Below are 19,856 nucleotides of genomic sequence, written 5' to 3'. Positions count from 1 at the left end.
TGGCCATGCACAGTTATGACTATTGGCTGATCATTGCCTTCTTCGCCGTGGTGCTGGTGCCCGCGCCGTTCCTGGGGCGGTTCTACTACAACGTGATGGAAGGCCAGCGTACCTGGCTCACGCCGCTGCTTGGGCCGGTGGAACGCGCCTGTTATCGCCTGTCGGGCGTGGATGAGCATCAAGAACAAAGCTGGCAAAAATACACGCTGGCCTTGCTGGCATTTAACCTCGCAGGCTTTGTGCTGTTGTTCGCGATCCTGCTGTTCCAGGACTATCTCCCACTAAACCCGCAGAAATTGCCCGGCCAGGAATGGACGCTAGCCTTCAACACTGCGATCAGTTTCATGACCAACACCAACTGGCAGTCCTACAGCGGTGAGGCTTCCCTGAGCTACCTCAGCCAGATGGTTGGCCTGACCGTGCAGAACTTCGTCAGCGCTGCCACGGGGCTCGCCGTGCTGGTCGCGTTGTGCCGTGGGATTGGTCGCAAGTCCACCAAGACACTCGGCAACTTCTGGGTCGACATGACCCGCGCTACCCTCTACGGCCTGCTGCCACTGTGCCTGGTGCTGGCGCTGTTCCTGGTGTGGCAGGGCGTGCCGCAAACCTTCGCCCATTATGTGAATGCCGTGACGATGCAGGGCGTGGACCAGGTGATTCCACTGGGCCCAGCGGCCAGCCAGATTGCGATCAAGCAACTGGGCACCAACGGTGGCGGCTTCTTCGGTGTCAACTCGGCGCACCCTTTTGAGGATCCGACGGCGTGGGCCAACCTGTTCGAAATGGCGGCGATCATCCTGATCCCGGTGGCGCTGGTGTTCACCTTCGGCCATTACGTGAAAGACCTGCGCCAGAGCCGCGCCATTCTCGGCTGCATGCTGGCGTTGTTCATCATCGGCGGCGCGACCTCGCTGTGGGCCGAATACCAGCCAAACCCGGCGCTGAGCAACCCGGCTGTCGAACAGACCGCCCCGCTGGAAGGTAAAGAAGCACGCTTCGGCACCACCGGCACCGTGTTGTGGTCGGTGGCCACCACGGCGGCGTCCAACGGCTCGGTCAACGGCATGCAAGACAGCGTCAACCCGCTCACCGGCATGGTGTCGCTGGTCAACATGATGGTCGGCGAAGTGATCTTCGGCGGTGTCGGCGCCGGTATGTACGGCATGTTGCTCAACGTGCTGATCGCCGTGTTCCTCGCCGGCCTGATGATCGGTCGCACCCCGGAATACCTGGGCAAGAAGCTCCAGGCCAAGGAAGTGCAGTTGCTGGTGGTGACCTTGTTGGTGATGCCAATCGGCACTCTGGTACTGGGCGCGATTGCTGCCAGTCTGCCTGGCCCGGCCGGTGCCATCAGCAACCCTGGCCCCCATGGTTTCAGCCAGTTGCTGTACGCCTACACATCGGCCAGTGCCAACAACGGTTCAGCGTTCGGTGGCTTCAGCGCCAACACAGCGTTCCACAACCTGATGTTGAGCCTGAGCATGTTGCTCGGTCGCTTCGGCTACATCCTCCCGGTACTGGCCCTGGCCGGCAGCCTGGCGATGAAGAAAACCGCACCGATCGGCCAGAACAGCTTCCCGACCCATGGCCCGCTGTTCGTGACCCTGTTGACCGTGACCATCTTGCTGGTGGGCGGCCTGACTTTCCTGCCGACGCTGGCGTTGGGGCCCATTGCTGAACACTTGAGCATGGGCTTCTAAGGGGATATGAAAATGAATATGCCTGCAAAAAATGCTGCCCCTGTGACCACTCAGGAGTCAGCCAAGACTGCAATCTCCGCCCTGTGGCGCCCGGCGCTGGGCCAGGCGTTCGTCAAGCTGGACCCGCGCCAGTTGCAACGCTCGCCTGTGATGCTGGTGGTCGAACTGACCGCCATCCTCACCACCGTGCTGTGCTTTGTGCCCGACACGGCGGTGCCAACCTACGTCGCGGTGCAAATCGCCGTGTGGTTATGGTTCACCGTGCTGTTTGCCAACTTCGCCGAGGCCCTGGCCGAAGGTCGCGGCAAGGCCCGCGCCGACAGCCTCAAGGCCGGCAGTGAAGGCCTGAGCGCACGGCGCAAGGAAGCCGATGGCAGCTTCAAGGTGGTGCCGGCCACCAGCCTGCGCAAAGGTGACGTGGTGCGCGTCGCCGCCGGGGAAATGATCCCCGGTGACGGCGAAGTTATCGAAGGCATCGCGGCGGTCAACGAAGCGGCGATCACCGGTGAATCCGCGCCGGTGATCCGCGAGTCCGGGGGCGACCGTTCGGCCGTCACCGGCAACACCCGGCTGGTATCCGACTGGCTGCTGATCCGCATCACCGCCAATCCGGGCGAGTCCACCCTCGACCGCATGATCGCCCTGGTAGAAGGCGCCAAACGCCAGAAAACCCCCAACGAGGTCGCGCTGGATATCTTGCTGATCGGCCTGACGCTGATCTTCCTGCTGGTGGTGGTGACCCTGCAGCCGTTCGCCCACTTCGCCAATGGCAGCTTGCCGTTGGTGTTCCTGGTCGCACTGCTGGTGACGCTGATTCCTACCACCATCGGCGGCTTGCTGTCGGCCATCGGTATTGCCGGTATGGACCGCCTGGTGCGCCTCAACGTGATCGCCAAATCCGGTCGTGCAGTAGAGGCGGCGGGCGACGTGCACGTGTTGCTGCTGGACAAGACCGGCACCATCACCTTCGGCAACCGTCGCTGTGCGGCGGTGATCGCAGCACCCGGTGTGAGTGGCCGGGACCTGGCCGAGGGCGCTCTGTTGGCGTCGTTGGCGGACGACACGGCGGAAGGCAAGTCCATCGTTGAATACCTGCGTGCCTTGCACCCTCAGGCCGAACCGACCCTGGATCAGTTGACCTCCGTGCCGTTCAGCGCGGAAACCCGGTTGTCCGGTGTCGATTACCAGGGCCGTGTGTTCCGTAAAGGCGCGGTGGATTCGCTGCTCGCTTTCATCGGCCAACAACGTCGTGACTTGCAACCTGCGCTGTCGCGTGAAATCGACAAGATCGCCCAGAGCGGCGGTACCCCGTTGCTGGTGTGCGCCGATGGTAGATTGCTGGGCGCGATCCACCTCAAAGACGTGGTCAAACCCGGTATCCGCGAACGTTTCGCCGAGCTGCGCAAGTTGGGGATTCGCACCGTGATGGTCACCGGCGACAACCCGTTGACCGCCGCGGCGATTGCCGCTGAAGCCGGTGTGGATGACGTGCTGGCCGAGGCCACCCCGGAGAAAAAGCTCGCGCGCATTCGCCATGAGCAGAACGACGGCCGCTTGGTTGCCATGTGCGGCGACGGCGCCAACGACGCCCCGGCGCTGGCCCAGGCTGACGTCGGCATGGCCATGAACGACGGCACCCAGGCCGCTCGTGAGGCCGCCAACATGGTCGACCTCGACAGCGACCCGACCAAGCTGCTGGATGTGGTGCAGATCGGTAAAGAGTTGCTGGTGACCCGTGGCGCGCTGACTACCTTCTCCATCGCCAACGACGTGGCCAAGTACTTCGCGATCCTGCCGGCGCTGTTTGCCTCGATCTACCCGCAACTGGGCGTGCTCAACGTGATGCACCTGCAGAGCCCGCAGAGCGCGATTCTCTCGGCCATCGTGTTTAACGCCTTGATCATCGTGGTGCTGATTCCCCTGGCGTTGCGCGGTGTGCGCGTGCAAGCGGCGAGTGCGGCAGCGTTGCTGCGTCGCAACCTGCTGATCTACGGGCTGGGCGGGATTTTGGTGCCGTTCGTGGGCATCAAGGCCATCGACATGCTGCTGACGGCGCTGCACCTGGTGTAACCCTAACTCTCGTAGGAGCCGGCTTGCCGGCGATCGGTCCGACACGGTGCAACTGACCCACCACCATCGCCGGCAAGCCGGCTCCTACAGATCCAATGTGAGGAAGTTGAAATGTCTAACATCATCCGCCCAGCCCTGAGCCTGTTGGTGCTCATGAGCCTGATCACCGGCGTCGCCTACCCGCTGGTGGTCACCGGCGTCGCTCAAGTGGCTTTCCCTGACCAGGCTAATGGCAGCCTGGTGCACGACGCCAGCGGCAAGGTGGTGGGCTCCAGCCTGATCGCCCAGGATTTTACCGGCGACACCTGGTTCCACCCGCGCCCCTCGGCCGGTGCTTTCGCCACCGTTTCCAGCAGTGCCAGCAACTTGAGTCCCAGCAACCCGGCACTGGCGACACGTATCTTCGACGATGCCAACAAACAATTGGTACCTGGCCAAGGCCCCGTGCCCTTGGCCTCGCTGACTACCTCTGGCAGCGGTCTTGATCCACACTTGCCTCCACAGGCGATTGCCTATCAACTGGCGCGAGTGGCTGCCGCACGGAATGTACCGGTGTCGACCTTGCAACGGTTGCTGGATGAACACACCGAAAGCCCGCTGATCGGGCCTCCGGTGGTGAACGTGCTGGCGCTGAACATGGCCCTGGAAAAGTTGTAAGCAGTGCTGGCGCCATCGCGGGCAAGCCCGGCTCCCACATTTGGAATGCATTCCCCTGTGGGAGCCGGGCTTGCCCGCGATGGCGGCCTGAAGTACACCCGATAAACACCTGAAGGAACCCCCGCGCATGAGCGACTCCGGCCGCGCCGATGCCCTGCTAGCCGAACTGCCACGGGACGGCCGTGGCCGGCTCAAAGTCTTCCTGGGCGCCGCGCCCGGTGTGGGCAAGACCTACGCCATGCTCCAGGCCGCCCACACTCAGTTGCGCCAAGGCGTGCGCCTGATCGCCGGCGTGGTCGAAACCCACGGTCGCGCCGAGACCGAAGCCTTGCTCAGCGGCCTGCCGCAACAACCGTTGCTACGCAGCGAATACCGCGGCGTGATGCTCGAAGAAATGGACCTCGACGGCCTGCTCGCCGCCAAGCCCAAGCTGGTGCTGGTTGACGAACTGGCCCACAGCAACGCCCCCGGCAGCCGCCATGAAAAGCGCTGGCAAGACATCCAGGAGCTGCTCGCCGCCGGCATCAACGTGTTCACCACGGTCAACGTCCAGCACTTGGAAAGCCTCAACGATCAAGTACGCGGCATCACCGGCGTGCAGGTGCGTGAGACCCTGCCGGACTGGGTGCTGCAAGAAGCCGATGAACTGCTGCTGATCGACCTGCCGTCCCGTGAGCTGCTGGAGCGCCTACGCGACGGCAAGGTCTACGTGCCCGAGCAGGCCCGCGCGGCCATCGATGCCTTCTTCACCCAGACCAACCTGATGGCCCTGCGTGAACTGGCCATGCAAACCGCCGCCGCCCATGTCGACGATGACTTGGCCCAGGGCTATCGCCAACTCGGACAGGCGGCGCCGGCTGTGCGCGGGCGGTTGCTGGTGGGCGTGGATGGCGATGCGCAAGCTGAGCGTCTGGTGCGTCACGCCAGCCGCGTGGCCCAGCGCCGGCATCTGCCCTGGAGCCTGGTGCATATCGACAACGGCCGGGCGCGGGATGAGCAATCGCGCCTGCGCCTGCAGAACGCCCAGCAGTTGGCCGAGCGGCTTGGCGGTGAAGTGGTGTTATTGCGGGCGGGGGAGGTGGCCAAGACGCTGATCCAGCACGCCGCCGAACGCCGCGCCAGCCTGTTGTTGGTCGGGCAGTCGCGGATGCGCTGGCGTCGACGCCTGTTTGGCGGCGGTTTGGCCGCTCGCTTGTTGCGTAACGCACGCGGCTTGGAAATCAACGTACTGGACAGCGACGACATCCCCGCGCCGCCACGCTTGCCGGATGTGCGCGGGCTGGTCTGGTTCGACTACGGCCTGGCAGTAGTGGCGACCATCATCGCCGCCGCATTGGCTTGGGCGGTGGCCAGTGTGTTGCCGTTGCCGAACATCTCGTTGGTGTTTTTGGCTGCCGTGTTGCTGGTGGCCGTGCGCAGCAGCCTGGGCCCGTCCCTGGTGTGCGCCGCGCTGTCCTTCCTGGCCTACGACTTTTTGTTTATCCCGCCGAATTTCTCGTTCGCCATCCAGCGCGAAGAGGACGTGCTGACCCTGTTGTTCTTCCTGTTGATGGCCGCCCTGACCGGCAACCTCGCCGCACGCCAGCGCCGGCAATTGCAGGCGCTGCGCGATACCCAGGAGGAAACCAGCGAACTGCTCGACCTGTCGCGCAAACTCACGGCGGCGACCGACCGCCAGGCCGTTATCAGTGCGGCGGCTCATCACCTTGAGGGGTGGAGCGATCTGGACCTGTGCCTGGTCAATCGTGACGGCCAGGGCGGCTGGAAGGTCGAGACCGGCGCCGCACTGAACCTCACCGAAGCCGAGCGCGCCGCTGCCGATTGGGCGTGGCAACACGATCAACCGGCCGGCATGGGCACCGGCACCTTGCCCTTCGGGCGTTGGTGGTGGTGGCCGTTGTCGGGCGAGGAGGGGCCGCTGGGCTTGCTTGGCGTGAGCCCCAAACCGGGGCTGGAACTGAGCGGCCAGCGTCGCCGTTTGCTGACTGCATTGAGCCAACCGCTGGCCCAGGCGCTGGCCCGGGCGCAGTTGGCGCAGGAGTTGGAGTCTGCGCGCCTGCACGGCGAAACCGAGCAACTGCGCAGCGCCTTGCTCGCCTCGGTGTCCCATGATTTGCGCACGCCCCTGACAGCCATGCGCGGCAGCATCGACAGCCTGCTGGCCCTTGGCGAAGCCATACCCCTGGAGGATCGTCGCGAACTGCTGGAAGGCACCCGCGATGAAGCCGAGCGTCTCGATCGCTATATCCAGAACCTGCTGGACATGACGCGCCTGGGCCACGGCGCGCTGAAGCTGGCGCGTGACTGGGTCTCGCCGGGTGACATTGTCGGCAGTGCCCTCGGCCGGTTGCGTGCGGTGCTGGCGCCGTTGCAGGTGAAGACCGATGTGCCCGTCGAGTTGCCGTTGTTGTATGTCCACGCGGCGTTGATCGAGCAGGCCTTGGTCAATGTGTTGGAGAACGCGGCACGCTTTTCACCCGCCCAGGGCCGCCTGGAGGTGAGCGCCGGGGTCGCCGATGATCAGCTGTTTTTCGCGGTAGCCGATGAGGGGCCGGGGATTCCTGAAGACGAGCGCGCGAAGATTTTCGACATGTTCTACACCGCCGCCCGGGGCGACCGTGGCGGGCAGGGCACGGGCCTCGGGTTGGCGATCTGCCAGGGCATGGTCGGTGCCCACGGCGGGCATATCAGCGTGGCCGATGGCATTGAAGGGCGTGGCACCTGCATCACCCTGTTCCTGCCATTGCCGACCCAGCCTGGCTTGGAACGCGAGGCTTGAGCTACCCTCTTTTCTCCACGGATTTTGATTGGACACCATGAGCCAGACCGCGACGATATTAGTCATTGATGACGAACCGCAGATCCGCAAATTCCTGCGCATCAGCCTGGCCTCCCAGGGCTACAAGGTGATCGAGGCCGGCACCGGCAACGAAGGCCTGGCGCAAGCGGCGTTGAGCAAACCGGATTTGCTGGTACTCGACCTGGGCCTGCCGGACATGGACGGGCAACAGGTGTTGCGCGAGTTTCGCGAGTGGTCGACGGTGCCGGTGTTGGTGCTGTCGGTGCGGGCCAGTGAAGTGCAGAAAGTCGAGGCGCTGGACAGCGGTGCCAATGACTACGTGACCAAGCCGTTCGGCATTCAGGAATTTCTCGCACGCGTACGCGCGTTATTGCGCCAGGCACCGGCCGGGGAGGCCCAGGAAGCGGCGTTGAATTTTGGCCCGCTGACGGTGGACCTGGCCTATCGCCGGGTGCTGCTGGACGGCGTCGAAGTCGCCCTGACTCGTAAGGAGTACGCGGTGCTGGCGCAACTGGCGCGGCACCCGGGGCGCGTGATCACCCAGCAGCAATTGCTCAAGGACATCTGGGGCCCGACCCATACCGAGGACAGCCACTACTTGCGGATCGTGGTGGGGCATTTGCGCCAGAAACTGGCGGATGATCCGACGCAGCCACGTTTTATCGTGACCGAGGCGGGGGTGGGGTATCGTCTGTTAAACGCATAGGTTTGTGGTGTCTGGCCCACCGCTATCGCAGGCAAGCCAGCTCCCACAGAGGTTCGCATTTCGCCACGCGGCACGCGATCAACTGTGGGAGCGGGCTTGCCCGCGAAGAGGCCGTCAGCCACACCAACACGCTCAACGCTGCTCACTCTCATACCGATCCAACGTATCACTGGCAATTTCCCGTCCCAACGCAATCAACTCCGGCGCCTTGTAGAACTCGAAAAACCGGCACACTCGTTTCGGCACGTTGATCAACACATCAGGCGGGTAGCCGGCAATCTTGTACTGCGCCAAGGACGTCTGCATCACCTCGAAACTCTGGTTGATCAGGTCCAGCAGTGACGCCGGCCCCACGTTGTCGATGATGAACGAACCGGTCGCCGACTTCGGAGCGCCGGCTTTTTCCGGCGCGGCGGCGGGCTGCTGGGATTCAGGCTCGGCCGATTCCAGCCACGGGTTGATCTCTGCCGCTTCAGCCTGCAAGGCTTCCTGTTCCAGCTTCATCAGCTGCTCGGCCTGCTTGCGTCGAAAGGGCAGGTGCGAGCCCAGTGATTTGGCCAGGCTGTTGAAGCGGCTTTTGAACCCTGGCGGGCGCTGGATCACCGGCAGGTGATAGTGCTTCTGGTTGGTGGCGTTGAGGTTGACCGCGATGATCAAGTCGCAATGGCTCGACACCACCGGCACGATCGGCAGCGGGTTGAGCAGGCCGCCGTCCACCAGCATTCGGTTGCCTTGCATCACCGGCGTAAACAGGCTGGGGATGGCGGCCGAGGCGCGCATGGCCTGGTGCAGGCAGCCTTCCTGGAACCAGATTTCCTGCTGGTTGGTGAGGTCGGTGGCGACGGCGGTGTAGGGGATGCGCAGCTCTTCGATATTGATTTCACCGACGATCTTGCGGATTTGCCCAAAGACCTTCTCGCCACGAATCGCCCCCAGGCGAAAACTCACGTCCACCAGGCGCAGTACATCCAGGTAATCGAGGCTTTCAATCCAGTTTCGATAGTCGTCCAGCTTGCCCGCCGCGTAGATCCCGCCGACTACGGCGCCCATGGAGCATCCGGCGATACAGGCGATGTCGTAGCCGCGTCGTTCAATCTCTTCGATCACCCCAATGTGGGCGTAGCCCCGGGCCCCTCCGGAGCCCAGTACCAAGGCAACACGTTTTTTCATGGTCCATGTCCTCCCCAAGGCAGGTGCCCACAATGCACCCATTGAGGGGGCGTCTTCAATCTTCGCCTGGAGCGGTAATATTTTTGCTGGCGGGGCGCGGTGCTCGGGTATGCTCTGGCGATAGGCGCTTTTGATTTGGGGCTGACAGACAAGGCACTTTTTCTTGTAGGCAACGTCTACAACGTACGACTGTTTTTCTTTATTTGAGGTGTCATCGATGAAAGCCTGGATGTGTGTGCCTGTGATCGTGTTGGCCCTGGCCGGTTGTGCCGGGAAAACCGCGTACCGCGACAGCTGCGGCACGCAACTGGATGCCGCGTGGCATGAGCTGGACCTGGCCAAGGCCGAAGGCTTCGCCGGCACCGTGAGCTACTCTAAGGCCTTGTCCTTGCTGACCGGTGCCAAGACCCAACAGCAATTCGAAGCGTTTGAAGGCTGCTCCAACAAGGCCGAGAAAGCGCGGTTCTATATTCGTGAGTCGCGCGCCGGGCGTTGACCTGTAGCCGTGATCAGGGATTTTCATCGTCAGGGGAGGAAGGGATGTCAGCGCTGGTTGATCAGTTAGTCGCTCAGGTCATTGGCCTGGAAGTAGGGTTACTGAGCTGCCAGGCTCGCCTCGCCGCCGTCACCGACGATGAAGCCTTGCATGACCTGCGCACCACCGTGCGGCGCCTGCGCAGTTTGTTGCGCCCGTTACGGGGGCTACCAGGTGTCGAGCAGCTAGAGTTGGCGGCCAGCACGGTCGGCCAGATCACCACGCCGCTGCGGGACCGAGAGGTCCTGGCGGCGTACCTGCATCAGCATGGTCATCATGCGGCGGCAGACCGGCGCTTGCGCTTGCAACCCGATGCGTATCGACACGTGGCGCAAAGCCCGGGGTTGGCGCACCTGCTGCTCATCCTGGATGCCTTCCCGCGTTTTATCCGCGCCTCTGAACACCAAAAGCTGCTCAAGGGCCTGCGCCCACGCATCGAAAAACGCCTGGCCAAACAATGGCAGAAGCTTGATGAAGCACTCAAGGATCCCGGCCATGATCGCCACCGCTTGCGGTTGCTGATCAAGCGCGTGCGCTACGCTGCCGAGGCTTATCCCGAGTTGGACAAACTCCCTGCCAACGCCATGTCCCGATTGAAAAAAGCCCAGGGTGCCCTCGGTGATTGGCATGACTGTTGGCAATGGTTGGCCCAGGCCGAGCATCAGCCAGACCTGCAGCCGTGTGTTGCGACGTGGCATCGCACCATGGCCAAGGCAGAAGGGCAGGCAGACAGGGTGCTGGAAAAACTCAGCGCCGATTGCTTCTGAAACGGTCCGGTTTTTGGCCGGAATAGGCGCTGTATCGCAAGGGCGCGATGGTTAACATCCCCCCATCTGTTTAGCTGATGTGAGGTCGCCATGCGCTTTAGTGATTTGCTCGACGCCGCCCGTCGCAACCCGCTGGATGTCACCATCCCCGCCGAATGGGCTCAGGGGCGCGCAACCTTTGGTGGCCTGGTCGCCGCACTGCAATACGAAGCCCTGCGTGCCCAGGTACCGGATGGCCGGCCTTTGCGCTCATTGGCCGTCACCTTTGTCGGCCCGGTGACGGCGGATGTTCCCGCCCGCTATCAGGTTGAAGTGCTGCGTGAAGGCAAGGCCGTCAGCCAACTGCTCGGTCGCGTGGTGCAGAACGGTGAAGTGGCGACCCTGGTGCAAGCCAGCTTTGGCGCATCCCGCGAATCAGAGATTGATGTGGCCAGTGAAGCGCCGCCGACGTTCAAGCATTGGGATGAATGCCAGGAACTGCCGTACATCAAGGGCGTGACGCCTGAATTCATGAAACACGTGGCGATGCGTTGGAGCGTCGGCGGGTTGCCGTTTACCGGCAATAAGTCTCGCGATATGGGCGGCTGGGTACGCTTGCGCGGCGACGTGAAGGAAGAACCGTTGACCGAGTCGCATATCCTGGCCCTGGTCGACGCCTGGCCCCCGGCCTTGCTTCCTCACCTGAAAAAGCCCGCGCCCGGCAGCACCCTGACCTGGACCATCGAGTTCATCCAGCCCCTGCAAGAGCTGACGACCCTCGACTGGTGCCAGTACTACGTCAACATCGAGCACGCCCGCGACGGCTACGGCCACGCCGCCGCCGCGCTGTGGAGCCCGACCGGCGAATTGATCGCCATCAGCCGCCAGACCGTGGTGGTCTTCGCCTGACTTTCAGTGCCGATGGCGCTGCCGCCAGGCGCGCCACCAGCCGCCGCTTAATACAAAGCGTGGGAAAGTCACAAACTGCTCGACCACCAGGCGCTGCACCGCATCTTTACGATCACTGAACGGCTCACTGGCCTCGGCTTCCAGGCTGTGACCATGACGCTGCAACGCCAGGCCGGCCAGGATGCCGACCACGCCAACAGCGAAACTCGCCAGGCTCAGGCTGAACACGCCCGACACAATTAACAAGAACCCGATGATGAACAGCGGCACGGCAATCAGGTGCAACGCCAGGTTGGTCGGGTGTTGATGGTTTTGTGGGTAGTTACGCCATTGCCAGGCGGGGAGATTGGGGTGACGTTTGCCCATGATGGTGAATCCTCTGTCCGTTGAAACATCTTGGACAGAGTTTAGGCGGGGTGGGACGGGTGGGCGAATTGGGGATGGCTATGGGGGTTATAGAGAGGCATTTTTCATGCCCAAGTGACGCAGTCATGCTCGTCCATATGGATTAGAAGCGTGAGGTGGGTATCGGTTAGCCAGAATGGGTAGCCGGTTGTTTCACCCAAGAGAGATGTAACATCGTGTGCACCACCGACTTGCCAACCTCTGTATTTTGAGTCGCATACCAACAGAATTAGATTGTTTTCGCTAAAGAGCGCTTTTTAAAAGTCCTCATCATTGCCTCTGATGTAAACATTTGGGTTGATCAATGAAATGTCCTTAGAGTTGAATTCGATTAAAGAGTGTTTGTTGGCGGCTTTAAAGTGAAGTTGGCCGTCTTTTTTTGTTATTTCTACTGCGAAAGTATCTCTGTTTGGTATGTTGAGTATTTTTAGATCGCTAATTTCATAGCAGTCAATGCCGAGCCTGCAGACGTTGTAGCCCTTGTCTTTCCATTTTTCCGGTAGGACATCCGGAAACTCAGGTATGTCAAATCCAATTCCCAGTCTCGGTCGGTCATTGTCTATTTGTAAAGAGAAGACAGAGATATCACCTATCTCGACAGGCCGGCTGAAGATTTTTTCAAAAAAAACATTCTTATTTATTTCGTTCCAGTATTTCATTGTTGTTTCCTAAAGTAATAGTGTGTTTTTGCACCGGTAACCTTTCCGTTTCGAGGATACTCAATAGGTCTTAAGTTAAAATGTGTTGTTTGGTCTCCTACTCCATCAGGTCTATTGAATTTATGCCCGGCAGAGTGATCTTGGATGAGAACTTGTGTGCCGTTTTCTCTTGTAAATTGATAAACCCTTGTCTCAATGGGTTGACCAGCAGCATCCAATATTTTTTTATCACTTTTATCGGTCATGTTTTCTATTTTGTACTGTGTCGTTTGCCCTGAAATTGGATGAGTCATTACATCTGGACTTTGATTCATCGGTATACCGGCGTCCCTTTTAGCTTGTCTGAAAGCTCCCTTACGCGATACGCCAGGGACGCTCGGTTCAGTAGACTTTGAGCAAGCAGGATTTTTCCCTATTGAGCCAGGGCAATTCGCATTAAGGCCTAATGGATCCACCCATCCCGTAGGATTGGGCACGTACTGGTACGTGTTGATCCCACCCGCCAGCTTCACCGGGTCCGGTGTCAGGTAGCGACCCAGATCCGGATTGTAGTAGCGATGCCGGTTGTAGTGCAGCCCGCTTTCCTGATCGAAGTACTGGCCCTGAAAACGCAGCGGGTTGTCGACTTTTCCGACGTCCAGGCGACTGATTTCGCCGTACGCGCGGTAGTGGGCAGACCAGACGATTTCGCCGTTGGGGGCGGTGAGTTCTTGTGGGGTGCCGAGGTGGTCGAGTTGGTAGTGGAAGGGCTTGGTTTGTTTGGGGCCAAAACCTTCCAGTAAAGCCAAGGGCCTGAAGCTACCGGGTTCGTAGAGGTAGCTGCGATGACGGTCTTTGTGGTGCTCGGCAATCAGCTTGTCGCCTTGCCAGAAAAACTCCGTGGTTATGTCATCAACGGTTTTGCTGATCCGCCGTCCAAATGGATCGTATCGGTAGCTGGCGGTCTGCCCATTGGGTTGAGTGATGCCAACCAGCCGATGCTGGCAGTCATAACGGTACTCGGTGACCAGTGCGTGCCCACGCCCACTCCGCTCACGGATCAAGTTTCCAAAAGCGTCATAGTCGTAATGCCGGTCCCCTTGGATCATCAGCCGATTGCCCGCCACGATGTCCGGGCCGGGGCGGTTTTGCATGAGCAGGTTGCCGGCCGGGTCGTGGGAGAAGCGTTCTTGCAGGTCTTGGGAGTGGTCGGCGCGGGTGAGGCGGTTCAGTGGGTCGTAGGTGTAGTCGTGCTGGCCCTTGCGGGTGTCGAGCAGGCGGGTGAGGTTGCCGGATTTGTCGTAGGTGTAGTGGCGTGCGTAGAGGTGGTGTTCCTGCTGGGTGACGGTGTGGGCGTGCAGGCGTTGTTGGTCGTCGTAATGGTAATGGCTGAGCAGTTGGCCTTGTTGGCGTTGGTGTTCCTGGCCGGCTTTGAACAGGTGGGAGGTGAGGACTTCGCCATTGAGTTCTACGGTGGCGAGGTGACCGCCTTTGGCGTGATTAAAAACAAGACGGTTGTTGTCGGGCAGGCGCAGGTGCTGGAGTTGGCCACAGGCGTCGTAGCCATAACGCAAGGTGCCCCACCCTTGGTGTTCGGCGGTGAGGCGGTTTTGGTTGTCGTACTCGTAGGCTAAAGCCCAGTGACCGTCCTCGACACCGAGGAGGTTGCCTTGGCGGTCGTAGGTGTAGTCGACGGTTTTGCCGTTGGGGAGGGTTTTTCGTACAAGGCGGCCGGCGTGGTCGCGCTCGTAGCGGGTAACCAGCTGACTGCCGTCGTCGCCGTGTTCGGTCTTTTCCTGCAGGTTGCCGTTGAGGTCGTAGACGTAGGCCGTGCGTTGGCCATCAAACCCTATCTCCTGCTGGATCAGGCCATTGGGGTGATACTGCAATCCGTAGGTTTCACCGACTTCATTTTCGATCTCAGTCAGCAACAACCGCGCATTGTCGTAGCGATACTTGACCTGGGTGCCGTCCGCGTTGATGCGCCGACTGATCAGATGCAACCCATCCGCATACTCGTAGCGGGTAACGCGGCCTAACTCATCCCGCTCAGCCGTGATTTTTCCATAAGGGTTGTAGCTGTATTCCCGCGCTGCTCCCCCCGGCAACACCAACCGAACCAAGCGCCCAACGCTGTCCCACTCATACTGGGTCAGCGCGCCATGCTCATCCTCCCGCGCCACCTGGCGGCCAAGGTCGTCATAGCGATATCGCCTGATCCCACCTTCCGGCAGATGCTCCTCAAGCAACTGCCCCCGCTCATTCCACACCAATCGCTGACAACTGTTATCCGGAAACCAAACCCCCGTCAGCTGCCCATATTTGTTGTAGCTGTAGTCGGTGCTGTGGCCCTCAGGATCAATCCTGCGGGTGATATCACCCCTGTCATTACGCTCATATTTCCAGACCGCCTGACCGCGCCTTACAACCCGTACGAACCCATTGTCATGCTCGTAGGAGGTCGGCTCGTCGTCCCCCGGAAACAACGCCACCAAACGCCCAGCTTCGTCGTACTGATAGGCCGTGATCGCGCCCAGCGGGTTCTGCTCAACCGTCAGCCGGCCTTTGTCATCGTAGGATTTGAAGTGCTCGGCGCCGTCCGGATCAATGCGCTGCACCAACCGCGCACGCCCGTCATGCACATAGACTTCCTGACTGCCATCGGCGTTAAACACCGTGACTTGCCCGTTGTCATCCCAGGCATACCGGGTGTCTATCTGCGAAAAGCTGGCCCAGTGCCGGACACAGCGCGCCGCCTTGCCGGACCTTTCCCACTCCCAGTAGAAACTCGCCCCACCGGCTAACTGGCGTTCAAGAATGACGTGCTGATCGTCGTAGCGATAAACCTCGCTTTCGCCGACAGCGTTGGTCGCACACACAAGCCGGCCAAGGTCGTCATAGGCGTAGGAAACGACGGTGTACTCGGTAACCCAGACAAACTCACCCGGCCCTTCAGCCCGGTGAATCTGGTAGTCCACGCCAACGATGCGGCCAGACGAGTAGCGCAAAAACAGCGACCGCCCGACGCCGTTATCCACCCGCTCAATACGCCCCCTGAAATCCCGGGAAATACGCAGCCGGTTGTCATACGCATCGCTGATCGCTGTCAGAAAACCATTAACGAAATGGTAGAAACGCGAGCCTTGCGCCAGCACTAATTCATCGGGCAAGGCCCCCAGATAAATCGCCGCTTCGGCCAAGCTGTTGGTGATCGCGGGGCGAGCGGCAGTGGGCAGCGGAAACTCAGTCGAGCGGTTCTCATGATCCGTCCACACCACCGAATCACCGGAAACAACCAGCCGATGCGCCAGCGCATGGCTCCAGCCAAACCCCAACCCGCAATCCACTTCCACGGCGCTGGTGCGATATAGCCGCGTCCACTCAAACGGCAATATCCCATCGAGCGTGCCATCGGTGAGGGTGAGCAATTCCTCGCCCGTAACCATCGACACCGGACAACCGTTAGTACACGTAGTCGCCGAGCAGGTCGCCGCATCGCCGTTCTGGTTTTTCCCCGACGCCGGCACGTCATCGACCTGTTCCTGCCTGACCAACACCGTGCGTTGTGCCTTTTCCCGCACCGCCGGGACGGGGTTTGAAACCAGATTGCCCCCGGCCTTCAACGGCACAGCCGGAATCATCTTGATCGGCGTCGCTGCACTCCCCAGCAGCAAAGGTTTAGCTACCTCGACATGCGTTTCCAAATGAGGTCCAACAAGCTGCTCGGCCAGCCTCTCAAGCCACTTGCGCACCCGTCCGGACTTGATCGCGCCCAGCACCTGAACACCCAGCCGCAGCTTTACGCCCATGCCTTTGGTCGCCCGGATCAGCAGCAGGTTGATCAACACTTCGCCAGTGATTTCGCCCACCACCTCATACATCTCCGGCGGCGGCAGCATGCGTATCCAGGCCGCGATTGCGCACAGATAGATGAACAGCAGCGGCTCATCACTGAGTATCAACAAGCCCAGGGCAATCGCGTCCTTGCCCAGCTTCAGCAGTTCGTTGAGTTCGCCCTGGCTGATGTAGTGCAGCAACTTCTGGCTGTTGGCCCGGATGTCCGACAGCAGGTCGTAAAGTTGCGTGACGTTGTCCCAGAGGTGGTGGAGCGCCCGGGCAATGCCGGTTGAGAACGCCAAGCCTTGCATCGCACTGCGTTCGAAAGGCGTGGCTTTGGCGAAGTCATCCCATTGGGGCTTGAAGGTCTTCTGCCATTCCGCTCGCAGACGGCTTTCCAGCCCCACAATCACCGTCTGATAAGACGCATACAGAGCCTGGATATGCGCCTTGGAAACGTTGGGGTAAAAAGTGATTTGGTAATGCTGATCGCGGGTGCAATCCTTGACCTCAAGAATGCCGCTGGGACCGATGGTTCGATGAAGGGGAGGGCCGATTGGGGTGCCATCCGGGGCGATGGCTTGGAGCGTCACGGGCGTGTTGCCGATCGGCACGAACTGCGTGCTTTCAAACATGTGCACCAGTGTCAGCGAGCCCTGGGCTTTGCACATACCGACAGTGGGACTTGGTGCTTTGGAGGAAACCGGGGCGACAAGTGCGACCTCGTCACCGACCTTGAATATCTGCTCCACTTCCAGCGCCGAGCCACTCCAGAAGCGTTCCGCCCAGCCGTCAAAGGTGTTCAGACATTCCCGGAAATCACGAAAGACGCTTTCTACGTCCGGCGACTTGGCATTCATGGGGTCCAAGACCAGCTTGGCAATCACCGGAATCAAGAGGTCGCCCCTTTAAGTGGGGCATTCATAGAGAAGTGCATTGGCGGTCCCTCGCGCTGATTGATCAGGCGAGAGACTTTGGAGAGGTTGGTGGGGGAAAGAAGTCGGCGTTATTCGCCAGGAATGCTAGGAAGATTCGCCAAAGCCTCGGGTAAACCGAGGCTTTGGCGTAGGGGATGGATTACAGGTTAAAAAGTCTTACAGCTTCAATTGCCCAATCGCTTTACTCAATTCCCCAGCCAACGTTGCCAGCTCATTACTGGTCGTCGCCGAGTCCACGGTCTGCTGCACCGTATTCTCGGTGACATCACGGATGCTCACTACTGCGCGGTTCATCTCTTCGGCGACGTGGCTCTGCTGTTCGGCGGCGACGGCGATCTGGGTGTTGCTTTCACGCATTTGCGCGACCGCACCGGTGATTTCGGCGAGCGCGGCGCCCGCTTCCTGGGCTTGTTGTACGCAATCGTCGGCCTTGAACGAGCTTTCCTGCATGAAGTCCACGGCATCGCGGGTGCCGGCTTGCAGGGCCGAGACCATGCGGGTGATTTCGTCGGTGGAGCTTTGCACGCGCTTGGCCAGGTTGCGCACTTCGTCGGCGACCACGGCAAAACCACGGCCCATTTCCCCGGCGCGGGCGGCTTCGATGGCGGCGTTGAGGGCGAGCAGGTTGGTCTGCTCGGCGATGCTGTGGATCACCCCGACCACGCCGTTGATCTTCTGACTGTCTTCGGCCAGTTTCTGGATCATTTCGGCGGTCTGCTGCACGCCGGTGGAGAGCCCGGCAATCGAGCGCTGTACGCGCGTGACCACTTCCTGGCCGCTGCCGGCGAGGGTGTCGGCAGTCTGGGACAGGTCACGCGTGGCGCCGGCGTGCTGGGCGATGTGATAGACGGTGGCCGTCATCTCATTGATCGCGGTGGCGGCCTGGTCGGTTTCGCTTTGCTGGCCGAGCATGCCGTGTTGCACCTCGTTCATGCTGCTGGCCAGGCGTGCGGCGCCGTCGTCCAGTTGTTGAGCCGTGCGTGCCACGGTGCTGACCACCCGCTGGTAGCCGGCCTGCATGGCGTTAAAGGCGGTGGCCATCTGGCCGACCTCATCCTTGCACGCCAAGGGTACACGGGCCGACAAGTCGCCGGTTTTCTCCACGTGCAGCATCACATCCTTGAGCGTATTGAGCTGGCTGAGCAGAAAACGGATCAGCAGTTGTGAGGCGCCGAGCATTGCCAACATGAGGATCGCAACGGCCACGGCGTAGTTGGCAAAGCGATCACTGAACACCTGACCCAGGCTGGGCGCGTAGGCCAGCACGGCGACATTCTGGCCGTCTGCGCGCTTGATCACTTCAGCGCCCAGCAGCGGGTTTTCACCCAGCAACGGCATGTGGTTGAGCTCGACCCAGCCGCTGGCGCTGCTCAAGGCTGACAGATCTTGATCGGCCAGGTGTGGGATTTGGCCGCGGTTATACGTCAGCCAATGCTCGCCCTTGGGGAGCGCTTTGTCGGTCGGCCAGGCAGCGAGCAATCGCCCTTGAGCCTGCGCCGAGGCCTGGGACGCATCGCTCCGAGCTTGTTGCTCGAGCTGCACGGCGTACAGCACCAACAGCAACGTGGTGATGAAGGCGACCGCGTTCACGGCCCAAAATTTGTATTTCAGCGAGATATTGCTAAGCCAGGCACCCATGGAAGGTTTTCTCTGATAGCGGAAACAGCATTGGCAAGGTGCCATTATTGTGCCGCTACTCAGAAAACCGGTTTTGACATGGGTCAATGCGCCGCATCAATCCACGTTGGGCAACCCAAAAAAGGCGCGGGCACTGGCGGTGCTGTGCTGGGCCAGGTCTTCCACGCTTTCGTTGCGATGCAACGCTACTTCGCGCAGCACTTCGGGCAAATAAGCCGGTTCATTGCGACCGTTTTTCGGCTTGGGACGCAGGGTGCGCGGCAGCAGGTAAGGGGCATCGCTTTCCAGCATCAGGCGGCCCCGGGGAATTTCCCTGACTAATGGGTGCAGATGCGTCCCACGGCGCTCGTCGCAGATCCAGCCCGTGATGCCGATGTGCAAGTCGAGGTCGAGGTAGCTGAACAGCGCCTGTTGTTCGCCCGTGAAGCAATGCACCACGGCGGCGGTGAGGTGGTCGCGATAGTCCTTGAGGATCTCAAGCAGGCGCTGATTGGCATCGCGCTCATGGAGAAACACCGGCAGCTTCAGCTCGACGGCCAGGGCCAGGTGTTCTTCGAGGACTTTTTCCTGTTGCGGGCGTGGGGAAAAATCACGGTTGAAATCCAGCCCGCATTCGCCCACTGCCCGCACGCGAGGCTCGTTGAGCAAACCGCGCAAACGTTGAGCGCTGTCACCGTTCCAATCGCTGGCGGAATGAGGGTGGATACCGGCGGTACTGAAGAGGCGCTGGCCGCTTTCGTCGAGTTTTACGCACAGTTCCAGGGCCTGTTCGCTGCCGTCGACGCTGGTGCCCGTGAGCACCAATTGTTGCACGCCTGCGGCGTAGGCTCGCTCGAGAACAGCCTGGTGCCTCTCGTCGAAACTGGGGTTGGTCAGGTTGACGCCGATATCAATGAGTTGCATGGTGCTACCTCCGCCTGCGGTCGGAAAGCATATCAGAGCTGTAGATTTATAAGAAAATCGAAGAACTACAACGAGTTATAGCTGTCTTTGAACGTCGCAAGTGACATTGCGTTTGGCCAAGTGCCTTACCCTGTGCCACCGTTGCGCGCCTTGCCAGCGCATAAAGCGCTCTGTTTCTGACACCCAGCGTCTCGTTTTTCGCGA

14 protein-coding genes are annotated in these 19,856 nt (G+C 60.7%); 8 read left to right on the top strand and 6 right to left on the bottom strand.

The features are described from left to right. Window positions 1-5 precede the first annotated feature (5 nt). The 5 genes from kdpA (at window position 6) to AC07SU_RS18605 (ending at window position 7,933) form a co-directional block, all read left to right on the top strand. Window positions 6-1,700 carry a potassium-transporting ATPase subunit KdpA gene (gene kdpA, locus AC07SU_RS18625; protein ID WP_494997836.1) on the top strand — a complete coding sequence of 565 codons (1,695 nt, stop codon included), beginning with the start codon at window positions 6-8 and terminating at the stop codon, window positions 1,698-1,700. Between the two features lie 12 nt (window positions 1,701-1,712). Continuing rightward, window positions 1,713-3,770 carry a potassium-transporting ATPase subunit KdpB gene (gene kdpB / locus AC07SU_RS18620; protein ID WP_494997835.1) on the top strand — a complete coding sequence of 686 codons (2,058 nt, stop codon included), beginning with the start codon at window positions 1,713-1,715 and terminating at the stop codon, window positions 3,768-3,770. 111 nt (window positions 3,771-3,881) lie between these two features. Then, window positions 3,882-4,427, top strand: a complete 546-nt coding sequence (kdpC, locus tag AC07SU_RS18615) for a potassium-transporting ATPase subunit KdpC (RefSeq protein WP_494997834.1) — start codon at window positions 3,882-3,884, stop codon at window positions 4,425-4,427. Window positions 4,428-4,554: 127 nt separating this feature from the next. Next, a complete protein-coding gene (locus AC07SU_RS18610; RefSeq protein ID WP_494997833.1) occupies window positions 4,555-7,206 on the top strand; it encodes a DUF4118 domain-containing protein in 2,652 nt (883 codons plus the stop codon). 37 nt (window positions 7,207-7,243) lie between these two features. Further along, entirely contained in the window at window positions 7,244-7,933 is a 690-nt protein-coding gene (locus tag AC07SU_RS18605; protein ID WP_176998586.1) for a response regulator, read from the top strand. A 132-nt stretch (window positions 7,934-8,065) separates the two neighbouring features. Here AC07SU_RS18605 and AC07SU_RS18600 read toward each other — a convergent pair whose 3' ends face one another. After that, a complete protein-coding gene (locus AC07SU_RS18600; RefSeq protein WP_494997832.1) occupies window positions 8,066-9,103 on the bottom strand; it encodes a patatin-like phospholipase family protein in 1,038 nt (345 codons plus the stop codon). Window positions 9,104-9,320: 217 nt separating this feature from the next. Here AC07SU_RS18600 and AC07SU_RS18595 point away from each other — a divergent pair, with 217 nt between their 5' ends. The 3 genes from AC07SU_RS18595 to AC07SU_RS18585 all read left to right on the top strand — a co-directional run bounded on the left by AC07SU_RS18595 (window position 9,321) and on the right by AC07SU_RS18585 (window position 11,293). Beyond that, on the top strand, window positions 9,321-9,599 hold the full coding sequence (locus AC07SU_RS18595; protein WP_010176194.1) for a hypothetical protein: 279 nt from the start codon (window positions 9,321-9,323) through the stop codon (window positions 9,597-9,599). Window positions 9,600-9,643: 44 nt separating this feature from the next. After that, window positions 9,644-10,405 (top strand): CHAD domain-containing protein, encoded by a 762-nt coding sequence (locus AC07SU_RS18590; protein ID WP_494997831.1) that lies wholly within the window; start codon window positions 9,644-9,646, stop codon window positions 10,403-10,405. Window positions 10,406-10,495: 90 nt separating this feature from the next. After that, window positions 10,496-11,293 (top strand): acyl-CoA thioesterase, encoded by a 798-nt coding sequence (locus tag AC07SU_RS18585; RefSeq protein ID WP_176998589.1) that lies wholly within the window; start codon window positions 10,496-10,498, stop codon window positions 11,291-11,293. Window positions 11,294-11,296: 3 nt separating this feature from the next. On the opposite strand, the gene AC07SU_RS18580 is transcribed toward AC07SU_RS18585, so the two are convergent. From AC07SU_RS18580 to AC07SU_RS18560, 5 genes are all read right to left on the bottom strand, one after another. Beyond that, on the bottom strand, window positions 11,297-11,659 hold the full coding sequence (locus tag AC07SU_RS18580; RefSeq protein WP_010211905.1) for an Mpo1-like protein: 363 nt from the start codon (window positions 11,657-11,659) through the stop codon (window positions 11,297-11,299). 296 nt (window positions 11,660-11,955) lie between these two features. Next, window positions 11,956-12,357, bottom strand: coding sequence for an Imm50 family immunity protein (locus AC07SU_RS18575; protein ID WP_176998590.1), 402 nt, complete (start codon window positions 12,355-12,357; stop codon window positions 11,956-11,958). Next, window positions 12,354-17,069 (bottom strand): RHS repeat-associated core domain-containing protein, encoded by a 4,716-nt coding sequence (locus tag AC07SU_RS18570; protein ID WP_494997830.1) that lies wholly within the window; start codon window positions 17,067-17,069, stop codon window positions 12,354-12,356. The genes AC07SU_RS18575 and AC07SU_RS18570 overlap by 4 nt, the downstream gene beginning before the upstream one ends. 198 nt (window positions 17,070-17,267) lie before the next feature. Then, window positions 17,268-18,749 carry a methyl-accepting chemotaxis protein gene (locus tag AC07SU_RS18565; protein WP_494997829.1) on the bottom strand — a complete coding sequence of 494 codons (1,482 nt, stop codon included), beginning with the start codon at window positions 18,747-18,749 and terminating at the stop codon, window positions 17,268-17,270. Between the two features lie 96 nt (window positions 18,750-18,845). Further along, entirely contained in the window at window positions 18,846-19,652 is an 807-nt protein-coding gene (locus AC07SU_RS18560) for a TatD family hydrolase (RefSeq protein ID WP_494997828.1), read from the bottom strand. Between the last annotated feature and the right edge of the window lie 204 nt (window positions 19,653-19,856).

The sequence above is a fragment of the Pseudomonas sp. GW821-FHT05H12 genome (assembly GCF_059419385.1).
Note: the sequence above shows the minus strand (reverse complement) of the source record. Positions and strands in the feature narration are given on the sequence as shown.